General features: G+C 61.8%; 5 protein-coding genes. All 5 read left to right on the top strand.

Going from position 1 to position 17,140, the window contains the following annotated elements:
- Window positions 1-3: 3 nt before the first annotated feature.
- The 5 genes from pgaB (at window position 4) to AOA62_RS20695 (ending at window position 17,137) form a co-directional block, all read left to right on the top strand.
- Entirely contained in the window at window positions 4-2,001 is a 1,998-nt protein-coding gene (gene pgaB / locus AOA62_RS20715; RefSeq protein WP_099549573.1) for a poly-beta-1,6-N-acetyl-D-glucosamine N-deacetylase PgaB, read from the top strand.
- Window positions 2,002-2,003: 2 nt separating this feature from the next.
- The gene (gene pgaC, locus AOA62_RS20710) at window positions 2,004-3,344 is read left to right on the top strand and encodes a poly-beta-1,6-N-acetyl-D-glucosamine synthase (protein ID WP_017136591.1); all 1,341 of its coding nucleotides are present in this window, start codon (window positions 2,004-2,006) and stop codon (window positions 3,342-3,344) included.
- A 2-nt stretch (window positions 3,345-3,346) separates the two neighbouring features.
- The gene (gene pgaD, locus AOA62_RS20705) at window positions 3,347-3,829 is read left to right on the top strand and encodes a poly-beta-1,6-N-acetyl-D-glucosamine biosynthesis protein PgaD (protein ID WP_099549572.1); all 483 of its coding nucleotides are present in this window, start codon (window positions 3,347-3,349) and stop codon (window positions 3,827-3,829) included.
- Window positions 3,830-4,278: 449 nt separating this feature from the next.
- On the top strand, window positions 4,279-6,003 hold the full coding sequence (locus AOA62_RS20700; protein ID WP_099549571.1) for a ShlB/FhaC/HecB family hemolysin secretion/activation protein: 1,725 nt from the start codon (window positions 4,279-4,281) through the stop codon (window positions 6,001-6,003).
- A gap of 31 nt (window positions 6,004-6,034) precedes the next feature.
- A complete protein-coding gene (locus tag AOA62_RS20695; protein WP_099549570.1) occupies window positions 6,035-17,137 on the top strand; it encodes a hemagglutinin repeat-containing protein in 11,103 nt (3,700 codons plus the stop codon).
- Window positions 17,138-17,140 lie beyond the last annotated feature (3 nt).

Raw genomic sequence — 17,140 nt, 5'->3', positions numbered from 1 at the left:
ACCATGACCGTCCTTTGCCGTTGCTTGTTGGTCCTGGGTGTAATGCTGGCCAGTGCCTGTGCCCAGCAACCCGCGCCTTTCACTCCACCCGCCGAGCGGCCGATACTGGCCAACGAAGCGCCGTGGCCGAAAAACCATTTCCTGGGCATTGCCTACCACGATGTCGAGGATCGCGACCCCGACCAGGCGGTGGTGGCGGTGCGCACCGAGCGTTTGATCGAACAACTGGCGTGGTTGCGCGAGAACGGCTACCAGGCGGTCAGCGTCGACCAGATCCTGGCGGCACGCAACGGCGGCCCCGAGTTGCCGCCCAAAGCCATCATGCTCAGTTTCGATGACGGCTATTCCAGCTTCTACACCCGCGTGATGCCGATTCTGCGCGCCTATCACTGGCCAGCCTTGCTGGCGCCGGTGGGGTATTGGATCGATACGCCGCTCAATCAACCGGTCGACTTCGCCGGCTCGCCGCGCCCGCGTGGGGAGTTCCTCACCTGGCAGCAGATTCGTGAAGTGTCGCAGTCGGGCCTGGTGGAAATCGCCGCGCACACCGACAACAACCACAAAGGGATTTTGGCCAACCCCCAGGGCAACCTCGAGCCGGCGGCGACCAGCCTGCGCTTTGATCCGGCCACCGGTCGTTATGAAGACCAGGCCAAATTCGATGCGCGCATGCGGGCTGATGTCGCGGCGATCACTAACAAGATCCGCAGCGTGACCGGCAAGGCGCCTCGGGTGTGGGTGTGGCCTTACGGCGCCGCCAAAGGCACCTCACTGGCGATTGTCGGCGAGCAGGGCTACCAGATGGCGCTGACCCTGGAAGACGGCCTCGACAGCCTCGGCAACCTGATGAACAGCCCGCGCTTCCTGGTGGCTTCGGACCCGGACGGCGAGCATTTCGCCAATAGCATGGTGGCGGTGCAAACCCAGGCACCGCTGCGGGTGCTGCACGTGGACCTCGACAACGTTTACGACCCCGACCCGGCCCAACAAGCGCGCAACCTCGACCAGCTTGTACAGCGTGTGGTGGACATGGGCGCGGGCACTGTATTCCTGCAAGCCTTCGCCGACCCCAAAGGCGACGGCCTGGTGCACTCGCTGTACTTCCCTAACCGCCACTTGCCGGTGCGCGCCGACCTGTTCAACCGCGTCTCCTGGCAGTTGCACACCCGTGCCCACGCGGCTGTGTATGCCTGGATGCCGGTGCTGAGTTTCGCCCTCGACCCCAAGCTGCCGCGTGTGACCCGCTGGGACCCGCAAACCGGCCAGGTCGGCACCGACCCGGACCAATACAAACGTTTGTCGCCGTTCGACCCGCAGGTGCGCAAGATCATCGGCGAGATCTATGAAGACCTGGCGCGCAACAATGCCATCGACGGTGTGCTGTACCACGACGACGCCGTGCTTTCCGACTTCGAAGACGCCAGCCCCGCTGCGCTCAAGGCTTATGCCGCCAACGGCCTGCCGGGCAGCATTGCCGCGCTGCGTGCAGACCCTGCAGTGATGCAACGCTGGACGCGCTTCAAGAGCCGCTACCTGATCGACTTCACCCACGAGCTGACCGCCAAGGTTCGCGCCATCGGTGGTCCACAAGTGGCGACCGCACGCAATATCTTTGCCGAGCCGATGCTCAACCCGGCCAGCGAAGCCTGGTTCGCGCAGAACCTCGACGACTTCCTCCAGGCCTACGACTGGACTGCGCCCATGGCCATGCCATTGATGGAAGGCCAGGAGCTGAAAACCTCCAACGCCTGGCTGGAAAAACTCGTCGCCACGGTCAAGGCGCGCCCCGGCGCGCTGGAAAAAACCGTGTTCGAGCTGCAAGCCAAAGACTGGCGGACCAAAGAAGCGCCGGATATCAAGGGCGCGCAGATGGCCGAATGGATGGGCGTGCTCAAACGCCAGGGGGTCAAGAGCTTTGGCTACTACCCGGATAACTTCCTGGAAAATTCGCCGGACCTGAAGACAGTTCGTCCGGCCCTTTCCAACCAGTGGAACCCTTGATCATGTTCGACAGAATCCTGGCTTTATTCGTGTTGGCGTTGGTGTTGGGTGTGCCCCTGGGCCTGATCTTCCTGGTCACCGGGCAGTTCCTGATGGACTTCGTGTTTTTCTACCCGCTGTTCATGTCGGCGCTGTGGATCGCCGGCGGGCTGTACTTCTGGCTGCACTGGGAGCGGCATTGGCCGTGGAAGGAAGACACGCCGGCGCCGACCCTGGCCGGCAACCCGCTGATCTCGATCATCATCCCTTGCTACAACGAGGGCGATAACGCCGCCGACACCATTCATGCGGCCCTGAACCAGCTGTACCCGAATATCGAAGTCATCGCCGTCAACGACGGTTCCAAAGACAACACCGCTGCCGTGCTCGACGCCCTGGCCTTGCAACACCCACGCCTGCGTGTGCTGCACCTGGCGCAAAACCAGGGCAAGGCCGTGGCCTTGCGCATGGGCGCCGTGGCGGCGCGCAGTGAGTACCTGGTGTGCATCGACGGCGATGCCTTGCTCGACAAAAACGCAGCGGCCTACATGGTCGCGCCGATGCTCGACAACCCGCGCCTGGGCGCCGTGACCGGCAACCCACGCATCCGCACGCGTTCAACCTTGATCGGCCGGGTGCAGGTGGGCGAGTTCTCCTCGATTATCGGCTTGATCAAGCGCACCCAGCGCGTGTTCGGGCGGATCTTCACGGTGTCGGGTGTGGTGGTGGCGTTTCGCAAGAAGGCGCTGGACCGCATCGACTACTGGTCCACCGACATGATCACCGAAGACATCGACGTGAGTTGGAAGCTGCAACTGGACCACTGGGCGATCTTCTACGAGCCCCGTGCCCTGTGCTGGATCCTCATGCCCGAAACCGTAGGCGGCCTGTGGAAACAGCGCCTGCGTTGGGCCCAGGGCGGCGCCGAGGTGCTGTTCAAGAACATCCGAGGCATCTGGCAATGGCGCCATCGCTACCTGTGGCCACTGCTGTTCGAGTACTGCCTGTCCACCGGCTGGGCCTTCACCTTCCTGCTCTCGGTGATCTTCTGGGGCGTGGGCAAGTTCGTGGTACTGCCGCAGGCGATTGCCGTGGATTCCCTGGTGCCACCGGCCTTTACCGGGCTGGTGCTGGCGATGGTGTGCCTGCTGCAGTTCGCGGTGAGTATCCTGATCGACCGGCGCTATGAAAAGGACCTGTGGAAAACCCTGTTCTGGACCGTGTGGTACCCGATGGTGTTCTGGCTGGTCAGCCTGCTCACCACCCTGGTCAGCTTTCCCAAGGTGCTGTTCAACCAGCACCAGAAACGCGCGCGCTGGGTCAGCCCGGACCGCGGCATCAAACCCAGTGAAGAGGAGGCGTGACCATGAAGCTGGTCAGAACTCGCCAAAACACCGTGATGTGGATCATCGACGTGCTGCTGACGCTGCTGGCGTGGGGCGGCCTGATCTGGCTGCTCGCGCGTGGTATCGGCGCCATGCTGGAAACCCACGGCGGCCCACGTATTGAGGCGCCGATTTTCGCCGCGCTCAACACCTTGCAGATCTACCTGTGGATCGCCTTGTTCAACGCGGTGATCCTGATCAGTTGGGCGCGCTATCAGCAACGCCGTGGGCGCAAGTTCGCCCAGCGCCGCGCCGAAGCCAATGCGCTGAGCGACAAAAACCTGAGTGAGAGTTTCAATTTGGGCGACGGCCACCTGGAGCAGTTTCGCAAGCCGGGCGTGCTGGTGATCCACAACGACGAAGACGGCGGTGTCGAGGATGTGAAGTCCCACGTGTCCCGCGACGTGGAGCGCCCCGGCCTGACCCTGGTGCCCGGCGCGGAAAAAGGCAAAGACGCCGGCTAGAAAATCCAAAGACCCCAAAGACCCCTGTGGGAGCTGGCTTGCCTGCGATAGCGGTGGGCCAGCAACCAATCAATACCTGACACGCCGCCATCGCAGGCAAGCCAGCTCCCACATTCCATCTGCGTCGCTTGGAATTCCGATAAATGGGATCCAATTCACAAAAACACCGCGAACTTTTCGCTATTTCCCTGCACTAACCTAACTCGGCAAGTAGTTGATGGCTAAATAATGGCATTTGCTAAATTGTTTGCCGAATTAATATCAAAAGAGTTGCCGCTGGTCGGAATAAAACTTCTAACGGCCGCCATTATCTCTTTGTGATAACTCTTTATTGTTAACAATCAATGTGTTGCGGATGTAATAAGCACGAATGTGCAACTGTCCCGGTTTCTTGGGCCAGCGCTAGTTCGATGGTAGTTTGCCGCCCCTTGATTTTCGATGGATCGAACATGTCTTTTTTATCGCCACGGACTCGGTACTTGCTGTGCACTTTCATGCTCACCTGCCTGAGCCTGAATACGGCCATCGCCGCCCCTACGCCAGGGGATCAAGACCTGATCCGCGATCGGCAGAACCGCCTGCTGGAAGAGCAAAGCCGGCGCCTGCAAGAGCTTCAGGACCTGCCCGGCAAAGAAGCCAAGCCACAGGCACCGGCTACGCCTGCCGACACCCGCTGCTTCCCGATCAAAGACATCGAACTCAAAGGCGCCGACAGCCTGCCTGCCGGCGACCGCACGCTGCTGCTCAAACCCTATGTAGGCCAATGCCTGGGCGTCTCGCAGCTCAATGAGCTGCTCAAGGTCATCACCGACTATTACATCGCCAAAGGCCGCGTCACCAGCCGCGCCTACTTGCCGCAACAAGACCTCTCCAGCGGCCATCTGCAGGTGTTGGTGGTCGAAGGCAAACTTGAAGCGGTGCGCAGCGCCGAAGGCAGCAACGTCACCGAGCGTGAACTGGCCATGGCGTTTCCCGGCAAGGTCGGTGAGGCGCTGAACCTGCGCGAGGTCGAGCAACTGGTGGACCAGCTCAACCGTTTGCCGTCCAAACAGGCGCAAATGGAACTGACCCCCGGCAAGCAAGTGGGCGGCAGCGACGTGGTGGTCAAGAACACCCCGCAAAAGCCCTGGCGCGCCAGCCTGTCGCGCAACAACGACGGGCAACGCAGCACCGGCGAACAGCAATGGGGCGCGGGCCTGGAGTGGGACAGCCCGCTCGGCCTGGCTGACCAACTGGTGCTGCGCGGTGGCCACGACGCCATCAGCGACCACCAGAAAACCTCGAAAAACACCCTGCTCTATTACAACGTGCCGTGGGGCTGGTGGAACTTCACCTACACCTACAGCGAGAGCGATTACCGCGCGCTGGGTTACACCGACACCTTCAAGTTCAAGCAGTCGGGCGACAGCCAGAACCACCAACTGCGCGCAGAGCGCGTGATTCACCGCGATGACGTGAGCAAAACCTCGGTCAACGTGGGTGTGGCTCACCTGCGCACCAACAACTACGTCAACGACGCCCAGCTCGAAATCAGCAGCAACCGCCTCAGTGAGTTGCAGTTTGGTATCAACCACGGCCGGCGCATCGGCAATGCTTTCGTCAACATCGACCTCGGCGTACAGAACGGCATCGGCGCCTTTGACGCCCAGCGCGACGACCAGCACCGCGACCAGTTCGGCAACCTCACGCCCACCCCGGATTACCGCAAATACACCGCCACCGTCAGCTATTTGCAGCCGTTTCGCCTGTGGGGTGAGTCGTTCAGCTTCACCAGCCTGGCCACCGGGCAACGCAGTGAAGACGTGCTGTTCTCGCCGCAGCGCATCAGCCTCGGCGGCTCGTCGTCGGTGCGCGGTTTGAAGGACCAGCAACTGTCCGGCGACAGCGGCGGCTACTGGCGCAACGAAGTGCGCTGGGCGCGCCCGGTCACCCTCGAATGGCTGCGCCCGGCCTTCGCCGAATACGGCACCAGCCTCGGTTACGACCAGGGCGTGATCCGCAACGACCGTTACAACGGCGACAACCACGGCCGCGTTTCAAGCAACTCCGTGGAACTGTTCGCCCGGGGCAAATACGTCAGCACCAGCGTGACGTTTGCCCACTCGTTAGAAAGACCTGGAGTGGTGACGGAGCGTGAAGCGCCGATCTACTTCCGCATGGATTTCTTCCTGTAATTCAACGCCCCGCTGCAACGAGAATTTGACCATGGATGTTCGCCACTTTGCCTTTCTGGCCCGCCAACCTTCTGCTGCCTTGAAGCGCCGCGACGCGTTCTTCGGCCTGCCCAAGCGCGGCCTGGTGCTGATCCTGGTCAACGCGCTGTTCTGGCAGCCGTTGCTGGCCCAGGCCGAAGGCATTATGGTGAGCAACCCGGCCACCAGCGTCGGCCAGGCCGGCAATGGCGTGCCGGTGGTGAACATCGCCACCCCCAATGGCAGTGGCTTGTCCCACAACCAGTTCAAGGACTACAACGTCGGCCCCAACGGCGTGATCCTCAACAACGCCACTGGCGCGCTGCAGAACACCCAGCTGGGCGGTTACATCGTCGGCAACCCCAACCTCAAGGGCGGCGCGGCCAACGTTATCCTCAACGAAGTCAACGGCGGCAGCCCGAGCCAGCTGCGTGGTTACACCGAAGTAGCGGGGCAGTCGGCCAAAGTCATCGTCGCCAACCCTTACGGCATCACGTGCAGCGGCTGCGGGTTTATCAACACGCCCAACGTGACCCTGACCACCGGCAAACCGGTGATGGACAACGTCGGTCGTCTGGACCATTACCAGGTGGACGGCGGCGCCGTGACGATCGACGGCGAAGGCCTGAACGCCAGCAACGTCGACCGCTTCGAAATCATTACCCGCTCGGCCAAGATCAACGCGCAGATCAACGCCCGTGAACTGGCCGTGGTCGCCGGGCGCAACGACGTCGACGCCAAAAGCCTGAAAGCCACCGCCCGTGCCGACGACGGCAGCACCAAACCCGAGCTGGCCATCGACTCCAGTGCCTTGGGCGGCATGTACGCCGGTGCGATCAAACTGGTGGGCACCGAAGCCGGTGTGGGCGTGAAGCTCGACGGCACGTTGGCGGCCAGTGGTGGTGATATCCAGCTCGATGCCAATGGGCATTTGAGCATGGCGCAAACCGCCGCCAGCGGCGCGGTCAACATCAACGCCGCAAGCCTGGACGCCAAAGGGCCGGTGTATGCCGGTACAGCCCTTAACGTGAACACCCAGGGCGACCTCACTAACCGCCAGAGCCTGGCCGCCCGTGACCGCATTGCGCTGTCCAGCGGCGGCACGCTGACCAATGGCGACATCATCGAAGCCGGCGTCAACGCCGACAACACTCGCAACGCCACAGGCGATGTGAGCCTGCGCGGCAAGGCCGTCACCAACACCGGCGCCAGTGTGATTGCCAGCCGCGCGTTGAGCGTGGATGCCCAAGCGTTGAACAACCAGGGCGGCACACTGGGTGCCAAACAACACACCCAAATTACCGCTGCCACAGTCGACAACCAGAACAAAGGCCGCATTCTCAGCAACGGCGGCCTGGCCATCACCGCTGATCGCCTGCAGAACACCCAAGCTGGGTTGGTCACCAGCAACGGGCCGCTGACCGTCGTCGTCGGTGAGCTGCATAACCAGGGCGGTGAGCTCTCAAGCCTCGACACTGCAGCGCTGACGGTCGCGACCCTCGATAACGTCGCGGGCCTTATCACAGCGGGCAATACGCTCAGCCTCAACGTCGGCAGCCTCAATAACCAAGCCGGGCTGGTCACCAGCCAAGGCACGGTAAGCGTGGCCGGTAATAGCCTCGACAACCGCCAAAAAGGCTTGGTCGCAGGCGTGGGTGGTGTGCAGGTCAATGTCGCCAACATCGACAATCGCAACGGCGAGCTGTCCAGCCGTGCGGGCGTGCAGGTAACCGCTACGCAACTGGATAACAGCGACGGCGGGCTGCTGATTGCCGGCGGCGGCGCAGGTTTGAATGTCGACCAACTGCTCAACCGCAACCAGGGTTTGATCAGCAGCGAAGGGCTGCTGAGCATCACCGCGCGCACGCTGGCCAACGGCGGCGGCACGCTCTCCAGCGCCGGCCCGCTGACCCTCAGCGCACTCGGCGCGGTGGACAACCGAGGCGGGCGGCTGGTCACCGATGGCAGCCTGATACTCAACGCCGCAAGCGTCGACAACAGCCAGAACGGCACCCTCAGCGCGCGCCAGGCCCTGTCCCTTGGCACTGCCGACCTCAACAACCAGCAAGGCGGCCAGATCACCAGCGCCGAGGCGCTGACGCTGGACCTGCACCGTGGCGAGTTCAATAACCAGGGCGGGCTGATCAACGCGCCGCTGTTGATGCTCAACAACCTCAAGAACGTGCATAACCAGGGCGGCGAAATCTCCGGCAGCCAGGCGTTCACACTCACCGCCGACAACCTCGACAACAGCAGCGGCAAACTGCTGAGCAACGCCGCGCTGACCCTGCGCATCGGCCAGGCCCTGGCCAACGTCAAAGGCATGATTGCCGCCGCCTCGGTTGACGCCCACGCCACCGACCTCGACAACAGCGGCGGCACCCTCACCAGCCGTGGCGACACGCTGCTCAACGTGGCTGGCCGCCTCACCAACCGCGACCAGGGCCTGCTCAACGCCAGCAATACGCTGACGCTCAACAGCGCCGCGCTGGACAACCAGAACGGCTCGCTGCTGGGCAGCGCGATTGCCCTGGACTTCGGCACCGCCACTGGCGACCTGAACAACGCGGGTGGCCTGATCACCACCGCCGGCAACCTCTCCATCAACCACCTGCGTGACCTCAGCAACCAGGGTGGCGAACTCTCCAGCGCGCAAACCCTGAACCTCAACGGCCGCACGTTGAACAACAGCAACGGCAAGCTGATCAGCAATAACCTGCTGGTGCTCAATGCCGAAAACCTGATCAATCAGAATGGCCTGATGTCCGGCTGGCAGGGCCTCACCGTCAGCGGTGCGAACCTCGACAACCGCAACGGCGGCACCTTGTCCAGCCGATACGGCGACCTTAACGCCACGCTGACCGCCAACCTGCTCAACAGCGCAGGCGGGGCACTGGTGAGCCAGAAAGCGCTGACCGTTAATGCCGGCGAACTGGATAACAGCAACAAAGGCGTACTCTCCAGCGCGGCCGGGCAGACGCTGACCGTCGGCGGCTTGCTGAACAACGCCCAGGGCGGCGTGATCGACAGCGGCGCGGCCCTGAGCCTGGCTACGCAAAACCTGGACAACAGCGCCGGCAGCATCAGTGGCGGCACCGCCACCACCCTTGACCTGCTCGCGACCCTGACCAACACCAACGGCAAACTGGCCAGCGGCGGCCCGCTGCTGATCAGCCGCGCGGCGCAGATCAACAACCAGGGCGGCCAGATCGCCAGCCAAGGTTTGTTGACCCTGCTGACTGTCGGCCTGGATAACCGCAACCGTGGCACCCTGGCTGCCAACGACCGCTTGAGCCTCACCGCCAGCGGCCTGGTGCAGAACGGCAACGACGGCTTGATCTACAGTCAGAACGCCGACCTCCTGCTCACCGCCAACCGCTTGGACAATGGCCAAGGCACCGTGCAAAGCCAGGGCGGCATGACCGCCAACGTGGCCGACACGCTGGATAACCAGAGCGGCAAACTGATCGCCCAGGCCGGTGACCTCAGCGTCAACGCCGCCAGCCTCGACAACCGTGGCGGCACCCTCGCCAGCCTCAAGGCCGCGCTGCAAACCCAAGTGGTCGGCGTGCTGCGCAACGGTTACGACCTCAACAACAACCGCCAGGGCGGCGTGATGCAGGGGCAAAGCCTCAACCTGCAAGCCGGCAGCGTAGACAACTATGGCGGGCGCATCGCGGCGCAGGGCGGCAACGCACTGGTCACCACCGGCAATTTCGACAACCGCAACGGCGGGCTGTATGCCAAAGGCCTGATGCGCGTGGTCGGGCATGACTTCGATAACAGCGGCGACAACGACGGCCAGATTGCTGGCCAACAGATCGACCTGGACCTCAGCGGCGCGCTCAACAACCGCCTGGGCATCATCGAAAGCGAAAGCACCCTCAAGGTGCGTGCCGCGAGCCTCGATAACCAGACCGGGCGCCTGCGTGCGCTGGGCACGGCGGGCACCACCGAATTCGCCATCGGTGGCCTGTTCGACAACCGCAACGGCGTGCTGGAAACCGCCAACAACGACCTGACCCTCAACGCCGGTAGCTTCCAGAACCTGGGCGGCAACGTACTGCACGTGGGCACCGGCAACTTCGGCATTGCCCCGGCCAACCTCAACGACGTGGGCGGCAGCCTGGTCACCCGTGGCGACCTGACCATCACCCAGGGCAACTGGACCAACAGCAGCGTGATCCAGGCCGGGCAACTCACCGTTAACGTCGACAGCCTCGACCAGACCGCCACCGGCCAACTGCTCGGCGCGCGACGCTTTATCGGCAATGGCGCCAACTGGACCACCCACGGCCTGATCGCCAGCGACGGCGCGCTCGACCTGACCTTGAGCGGCGCGCTCAACAGCAGCGGGCGCATCAGCAGCCTGGGCAACCTCAACCTCAATGCCGCACAAGCCAGCCTGAGCGACACGGCCAGCATTGCCGGCGGCGGCGTCACCACCGCCAACATCGCCGGCACGCTCAACAACCGCGGGCGCCTCACCGCCGCTACCGACCTGGTGGTCAACGCGGGCACACTCAACAACTACGCGACCCTGGGCAGCGGCCAGCGACTGGTCGCCACCACCGGCGCCTTGCTCAATGACCACGGCCTGATCTTCAGCGGCGGCGACATGAGCCTGCGTGTGGACGCGTTGAACAACAGCTACGCCGACGTCTACAGCCTGGGCAACCTCAGCGTCGACCGCGACGGCAAGGGCGGCCTGGCAAGCAGCATCCTCAACAGCTCATCCACGATCCAGAGTGACGGCAACCTCAGCTTGTCCGCCAACTCGATCAAAAACGAACGGGCGGTACTCGACGTCAACGATGCGGGTGTCTACACAGCCTCGGCCACCCAAGGCACGTGCATCGAGTACGTCAACGCCGGTGACTGCCACGCCGGTGGCACACCGCGCAACTACGTGTGGGAACTGGTGACACGCGACAAACTGGAAGTGACCGCCGCCAGTGCCGGTTCGAGCATCACCTCGGGCGGTAACATGACCCTGGCGGGCGGCGACCTGCTCAACAGCAGCAGCTCGATCGCGGCCGGCGGTAACTTCACCGCGCGCCTGAACAACCTGGTCAACACCGGCATCGAAACCGGCGAGACCGAGACCTATCGTCTTTTCACGTCAAAGCGCACCAAGCACCCTGAAGGCTGGTTCAGTGCCGCCGCCGCACTCACCAACAAATACTGGTACAAAAGCGCCGGTTACAATCCCAATGACCTCGGCGGCCTTGAAGCTACCGTGGCCAACTTCATCGGCATGATGGAGATCGAGCGCACCCAGTTCGGCAAAGTCACCAAAATTGCCAGCGATGACCAACGTTACGCCGCCGTGATTCAGGCAGGCGGCGCGGTAGACGTCAAAGCGCAAGCCGGCATCGACAACAGCGTGGTACGCCTGGGCTATAGCTACATCGGCGCAGGTGCCAAAACCACCACCGACGCCACCGGTGCCAGTGGCGCAGCCGGTTACTCCACCCGCGTGACCCTCAACCAGCAACTGCCGCCGGACCTGGCCCAACAGCAGATCAACCCGCTGAGCCTGCCCGGCTTCACCTTGCCCACCGGCCAGGGCGGGCTGTTCCGCCTCAGTGGCCAGAGCGCCAGCGCGCCTGCCAGCACCGGCCCGCAAGGCTGGACCTTGGGCGGCGGCAGCGTCGACCGCACGCCGGTTACCGGCCCGGTCGTGCCCGGCAGCGGCACCTCGGCCGACGGCGTGGTGATTAACCGCGTGCAAGGCCTGCCAGACAGCCAGTTCGTCTCCAACCCACAGAAATACCTGATCGAAACCAACCCGCTGCTGACCAACCTCAGCCAGTTCTTAAGCTCCGATTACATGCTGTCCAAACTGGGCTACGACCCGGACCAGGCACAAAAGCGCCTGGGTGATGGCCTGTATGAACAGCGCCTGATCCAGCAAGCCGTGATCGCCCGTACCGGCCAGCGCTTCATCGATGGCCAGACCAGCGACACAGCGATGTTCAAGTACCTGATGGACAACGCCATCGGCACCAAACAGGCGCTAAACCTGGCCGTAGGCGTGAGCCTCACCGCCGAGCAAGTCGCGGCCCTGACCCACGACATCGTGTGGATGGAAAACGCCACCGTCGCCGGCCAGCAAGTGCTGGTGCCCGTGCTCTACCTGGCCCAGGCCAACAACCGCCTGGCGCCCAACGGCGCACTCATCACCGGCAGCGACCTGAACCTGGTCAGCGGCACCGACCTCAACAACGTCGGCACCCTGCGCGCCACCAACAACCTCGCCGCCAGCGCCGGGCGCAACATGGTCAACAGCGGCCTCGTGCAAGCGGGCAACCGCCTCGACCTGCTCGCCGGCAACACCCTCACCAACCGCGCCGGCGGCATCATCGCCGGGCGCGACGTCAGCGTGAGCGCAGTAAATGGCGATGTGCTCAACGAACGCACCGTCACCAGCCACCAAAGCAGCAGCGGCTACCGCACCGAACGCACCGACTTCGTCGACAACGCCGCCCGCATCGAAGCCGCCAACACCCTCACCCTGCAAGCCGGGCGCGACGTCAACAGCACCGGCGGCGCCTTCAAAAGCGGCGCCGACCTGGGCGTTCAAGCCGGGCGCGATGTAAACCTGGCCACCGCCGAACAACGCAACGCCAATGCCGTCAGCACCTACATGCGCAGCAGCAGCGCAAACCAGTACGGCACCGTGATCGAGGCCGGTCGCGACTTCCAGGTGGTGGCTGCGCGGGACATCAGCGCCATCGGCAGCCAGTTGAATGCCACGCGTGATCTGGCGCTGGTGGCCAAGGGCAATGTGAACCTGGCGTCGGCGGCGAATGAACAGCATTCGGCGTTTAATTCCAAGAAGGTCACCAGTGTTGAAGACCATGTTCAGCAGGTATCGACCGTGCTCAAGGCTGGCGGTGACGCCACCCTGAGCGCCGGGCAGAACCTGCAACTGGTGGCCAGCCAAGTGGATGCGGGCAAAGAAGCGTACCTGGTTGCGGGTAACGACCTTGCCCTCAAGGCGGCCGAAAATCAGGACTACAGCTTCTACAGCAAAACCAAGAAGACCTCGTCCGGGAAGAAATTCCGTCTGGATGAGACATCCGCCATCAACAATGTCGGCAGCCTGGTCAGCGCGGGCACCAACAGCACCGTCGTGGCGGGTGCAAACCTGTTGCTGGCCGGCAGCGCCGTCACTGCCGACAAAGGCGCTGCGCAACTGGTCGCAGGCCAGGACGTCAGCATTCTTGCGGTCACTAACTCCGACAGCGCCCGTCACGAACGCAAAGAAAGCAAAAGCAGTTGGGGCGGGTTCAAGTCGAGCAAGGTTGAAGACAAAGTCGACGAGAAACGCACTACCGCCGTGGGCAGTATGGTGTCCGGCGATACGGTCACCGTCGCTGCCAAGCGTGACGCCACAGTTACGGGGTCGTCCCTGGTAAGCACTGGCAACCTTGCCGTAGAGGCCGGGCGCGACTTGACCATTGATGCGGCGAAGAACACCTTTTCCCGTGTCGATATGCACAAGGAAAAGAGCCGCGACCTCACCGGCGTGCTCACCGGCAACAAGCTGGGGCTCGATGACATCACCGGCAACCAACACCTTTCCATTGGCAGCCAGAAACACAACGGTACTGCCGATGAGATGACCTTGACCGGCAGCACGGTGGGTTCGAGTGCGGGCAATGTGTCACTGACGGCTGGCCGAGAGTTGACGGTGGTGGCGAGTGATTTGGTGAGTACCAAGAGCATGGCGCTCACGGGGGCCAACGTCACTATCACCTCCGGCATGGAAACGTCGAACCAGACCAGCAAGGACAGCTCCAAAAGCCTGGCGGTTGGCCGTGTGATCGGTGGCACGCTGGTCGATACGGTCAACAGCATTCGCGACGATGTCCGGGCTGCAAAAAATGCCGATGACAGCCGGTTGAAAGCGGTCAAAGGCGCTCAAGCGTTGCTGTCGGCTTATAACGCCATGGGTGGCGATGACAGCGCTGCCAACGAGTCAGACGGCAAACCCGCGAATAGCTCGGGTTCGGTCATCAAAATCGGCACCGAGTTAGCCTCGACTCGCAAGAAAAGCACCAGTGAATACCATGCTGAAACTGCCAAGCAATCCACGCTTAACAGCGGCGGCGGCTTGTCGATCATTGCTACAGGGGACGCGGCTAATACTGAAGGCAACCTCCATGTCATTGGCAGCAGTATCAAAGCTGGCGACACGCTGTTGTTGGCGAAAAACAACATCACGCTGGAGAGCGCGCAGGACCGAAAAAACTGGGATAACAAGAACAGCAATAACAAAACCAGCATCGGCGCCAGTTTCAACATTGGTGACCAGAACGGTTTCACCCTCGACCTTGGCGCAAAAATGGCCAAGGGCATGGGTACCGGGCATGAGTTGACCCAGGTCAACACGACGCTCGACACCGGTTCGTTGGTGCTCAAAAGCGGGCAGGACACTACGCTGGCCGGCGCCCAGGTACGGGCCGATGTCATCAATGCCAACATCGGTGGCAACCTGAATATCGCCTCTCGACAGGACGAGGCAAGCCAGAAAAACAAGCAGACCAGCGCCGGTGTGGGCGCCAGTATTTGCGTACCGCCCTTCTGCTGGGGCTCGATGGTAACCGCCTCCGGCACGATCGGCGGCAGCAAGATGAACAGCGATTACAACGCTGTGACTGATCAGACCGGGCTGTTTGCCGGCAGCGGTGGCTACGACATCTATGTCGGCAAAAACACCACACTGCAAGGTGCCGTAATTGCCAGCGAAGCCAGTGCGGATAAAAACATCCTCAGCACTGAGCGGCTGCTGGTCAGCGATATCAAAAACAAAAGTGATATCAAGAGCCAGGCCGCCAGCCTGAGCTTGTCCTACACCAGCACCAAAGGGGACAAGCCGGGTAGCCCGGTCACGCCACCCGAGGAGCGCAAGTGGGCACACACCGACACCGGCGGGGCGATACCGCTGCTGCTCAAAGAGTCCGACAGCAGCAAAACCCGAAGTGCGGTCAGCCCTGGCACCATCATCGTTCGCGATGCCGCAGGGGCCTATGACGTCGTCGGGCTCAATCGTGATACCGCAAACGCCAACCAGCATCTGGACCGTCCGGATGAAAAGGCCATGCAGGAGCGGATCGACCTGATCCAAAGCTCGGCGCAATTGGCCAGCAGCGTGATCAACACGGTCGCCAAAGCGAAGTCTGACGCGGCCAAGGCTCAAGCGAAGAAAGCTGAAGGTGGTACCCCTGAGCAGGTAGCCGCCGCCAACCTGGCCTTGGACGATGCAGCCAGTTGGCGTGTGGGTGGCGATAAACGGATCATGGCGGACATCGCTACAGGCTTGATCGCAGCTGGCTTGGGCGGTGCGGGTGCAGGCACCACCGTCGGCATTGTTGCGAATACGACGGCCAGCGATACGTTCTACAAGATTGGTGATTACGCCAACCAAAGAGAGGTTGCAGCCACTAGCCCTTCGGAAAAGGCGGCCTGGGCCGAGGGGGGCGCTGCGCGAGTCTTGCTTCACACCCTGGCAGGCGCTGCTATAGGGCTGTCGAGTGGTAGCGTGCAGAGTTCTGCGCTTGGCGCGGGCGCTTCTGCCGCCTTGATGCCTATCGTCGAGAATGCACTGAAAAACAGCGTTAACGACCCCCACAATCTGGACGCCATCTCCGCGCTGATCGCAACAGGCGTGGGCGCGGGTGTTGGCTCCGCTACCGGCGTGGCCGGAGCTGTGGCCGGTGGGAAAAGTGCGGCGAACGTCGATATGTTCAACCGTCAGATGCACCCTGCGGAAGTCATGGCGCTGAAACAGCAAGTCAGCGCATTGGCGGCCGAGGCCAAGATCACCACGGCCGAGGCCGAGAAGCGTCTGGCCAGGGGGCTCGTTTACTACGTTGATGCTGACTGGAACAAGTTGGTAGGTGCGCATCAGGACCAGCCGGATGCACTGACACTTAAATACCTGGGTATTGCGCTAGCACCTTTGGGGGACAACTACACCCGTCGCGCTGAGATGGGCGATATACCGGTTATTGCTGACGCCGGAAGGACTTATACACCCGACGAAACTATTCGCTTGCTTCAGGACTATCGACTCAATCTTCCTAGCGAATACAACAATCGGAGCATCAACGAGGAGTACCTGATCGGGAAATTGGATCCTGTTGGGAGTCAACACGATTTCTACCGGAACAACCTCTATTATGGTGCGTCGCTGGGAGAGACGATAGAAGGCGTAGGGACGGGAATTCCCCTGGGATTGGCTGACGGGGCTGTCAGTACTGGCCAGGGTATCTGGGCACTCGGCAAAGGCTTGGCCACCGATTTCCCAGGTGTAAGCTCGCAGATGGCGAATGGAGTGGTTGCGCTGCTATCAGGGCGTGGGCAGGAGCCAGATACCGAGCAACAAGCGCAGAGTTTTCTGTACTTTTTGCAAGGGAACGAAATTGCCAGTGTCCGGCTGGCAGCCAAGAGTGCTACTGAGTTCGCGTTGGCGATGATTCCTGCGGGCCGAGCGGGTGCGGTGGCCAAAGTAGGGGAGATTGCGGCGGGGGGAGGAGCTGCGGCGGGGTTACTGTCTGGCGGTGCAAAAGGGCCAGGTTCTGCTGGTACGGGCACGATGGCGGGTAGTAGTGTTGCAAGTACAACGCCTAAAGCTGATATTTTTTGGAATAAAACAACAGTTCTAGATAGGACTGTTTATCAACGTAACGACCTCTTTGACCCAGAGGCCCTATCGACCTGGAGAGTACGAGGTAAAACTGTTGAAGGCTCAAACCTTGAGAGGATGGCCTCGGGTCGAGCACCAATTGGGTATGATGGGAAATCAGTTGAGTTACATCATCTCTCGCAAACTGAAATTAATGGATTCGCTGGTACTCGTGGTTCACTTGCAGAAGTTGGTTCTGTTTTCCATAGCCAGAATAGCAGTGTTCTTCATGTCCCATCCAATGCCGCTCAAAGCTTTAGGTATACTCGTTACAAAGACTCTGCAGAATACAGAAACCCTACGACTGATTATGTTTCAGTTCCTACGGATTTGAATGCAAAAACATTGACAAAGCAGGCTAAAGAGTTTAATTCTTATCAGTCGGAATATTGGAAGTTGCGGGCTCGGAGCGGGGAGTAATTA

The organism is Pseudomonas sp. 2995-3 (genome assembly GCF_002742565.1).
In the GTDB taxonomy this organism is placed as follows: Bacteria; Pseudomonadota; Gammaproteobacteria; order Pseudomonadales; family Pseudomonadaceae; genus Aquipseudomonas; species Aquipseudomonas edaphica.
This window is presented reverse-complemented; position numbering and strand designations above follow the sequence as displayed.

Excerpts from the sequence above, each read along its gene's own strand:
- pgaD (WP_099549572.1), top strand. The coding sequence starts at position 3,347 with ATGAAGCTGGTCAGAACTCGCCAAAACACCGTGATGTGGATCATCGAC.
- AOA62_RS20700 (WP_099549571.1), top strand. The coding sequence starts at position 4,279 with ATGTCTTTTTTATCGCCACGGACTCGGTACTTGCTGTGCACTTTCATG.
- pgaB (WP_099549573.1), top strand. The coding sequence starts at position 4 with ATGACCGTCCTTTGCCGTTGCTTGTTGGTCCTGGGTGTAATGCTGGCC.
- AOA62_RS20695 (WP_099549570.1), top strand. The coding sequence starts at position 6,035 with ATGGATGTTCGCCACTTTGCCTTTCTGGCCCGCCAACCTTCTGCTGCC.
- pgaC (WP_017136591.1), top strand. The coding sequence starts at position 2,004 with ATGTTCGACAGAATCCTGGCTTTATTCGTGTTGGCGTTGGTGTTGGGT.